1 rRNA gene is annotated in these 1879 nt (G+C 50.2%); it reads right to left on the reverse strand.

Annotated elements, in window-relative coordinates:
- Nucleotides 1-1726: ribosomal RNA gene (locus tag GKR71_RS00895) — 23S ribosomal RNA — on the reverse strand; the annotation flags it as partial.
- Nucleotides 1727-1879 lie beyond the last annotated feature (153 nt).

The raw sequence follows: 1879 nt of genomic DNA on the forward strand, positions 1-1879 counted from the left end.
CACTTCACCTAATGCCAGCGTGCCTTCTCCCGAAGTTACGGCACCATTTTGCCTAGTTCCTTCACCCGAGTTCTCTCAAGCGCCTGAGTATTCTCTACCTGACCACCTGTGTCGGTTTGGGGTACGATTAATGATAATCTAGAGCTTAGAGGCTTTTCCTGGAAGCGGGGTATGAGCTACTTCGCCACCGTAGTGACTCGTCATCAGACCTCAGCATATAGTGAACCGGATTTGCCTAATTCACCTGCCTACATCCTTAAACCGGGACAACCGTCGCCCGGCCAGCCTAACCTTCTCCGTCCCCCCATCGCAATTATCACCAGTACGGGAATATTAACCCGTTTCCCATCGACTACGCATTTCTGCCTCGCCTTAGGGGTCGACTCACCCTGCCCCGATTAACGTTGGACAGGAACCCTTGGTCTTCCGGCGTGCGGGTTTTTCACCCGCATTATCGTTACTTATGTCAGCATTCGCACTTCTGATACCTCCAGCATACCTCACAGTACACCTTCACAGGCTTACAGAACGCTCCCCTACCCAACAATATTTACATATCGCTGCCGCAGCTTCGGTGCATAGTTTAGCCCCGTTACATCTTCCGCGCAGGCCGACTCGACCAGTGAGCTATTACGCTTTCTTTAAATGATGGCTGCTTCTAAGCCAACATCCTGGCTGTCTGAGCCTTCCCACTTCGTTTCCCACTTAACTATGACTTTGGGACCTTAGCTGGCGGTCTGGGTTGTTTCCCTCTTCACGACGAACGTTAGCACCCGCCGTGTGTCTCCCGTGATAACATTCTTCGGTATTCGTAGTTTGCATCGAGTTGGTAAGTCGGGATGACCCCCTAGTCGAAACAGTGCTCTACCCCCGAAGATGAGTTCACGAGGCGCTACCTAAATAGCTTTCGGGGAGAACCAGCTATCTCCCGGTTTGATTGGCCTTTCACCCCCAGCCACAAGTCATCCGCTAATTTTTCAACATTAGTCGGTTCGGTCCTCCAGTTAGTGTTACCCAACCTTCAACCTGCCCATGGCTAGATCACCGGGTTTCGGGTCTATACCCTGCAACTCATTCGCCCAGTTAAGACTCGGTTTCCCTACGGCTCCCCTATACGGTTAACCTTGCTACAGAATATAAGTCGCTGACCCATTATACAAAAGGTACGCAGTCACACCATAAAGGTGCTCCCACTGCTTGTACGTACACGGTTTCAGGTTCTATTTCACTCCCCTCGCCGGGGTTCTTTTCGCCTTTCCCTCACGGTACTGGTTCACTATCGGTCAATCAGGAGTATTTAGCCTTGGAGGATGGTCCCCCCATATTCAGACAGGATAACACGTGTCCCGCCCTACTCGTCGAGTTCACAACACTAACACCTTCGGATACGGGGCTATCACCCTTTACTGCCGGCCTTTCCAGACCGTTCTCCTGATGCTAATGCTGATTAAGACTCTGGGCTGCTCCCCGTTCGCTCGCCGCTACTAGGGGAATCTCGGTTGATTTCTTTTCCTCGAGGTACTGAGATGTTTCAGTTCCCTCGGTTCGCTTCGTTTGACTATGTATTCATCAAACGATAGTGCAACGAATTGCACTGGGTTTCCCCATTCGGAAATCGTCGGTTATAACGGTTCATATCACCTTACCGACGCTTATCGCAGATTAGCACGTCCTTCATCGCCTCTGATTGCCTAGGCATCCACCGTGTACGCTTAGTCGCTTAACCTCACAACCCGAAGGTGTCTTTACCAACTGACCCGACGGTCAATTGAACACATTCACGTTGAGATTTTTGAGAGACTCTCACATTGTTTAAGCGATAAACAATGTGCGTTGTTTTCAATTTTCAGCTTGTTCCAGATTGTTAAAGAGCATAATT

Origin of the sequence: Providencia sp. wls1922 (assembly GCF_009706505.1) — a bacterium.
GTDB classification, from domain to species: Bacteria; Pseudomonadota; Gammaproteobacteria; order Enterobacterales; family Enterobacteriaceae; genus Providencia; species Providencia lanzhouensis.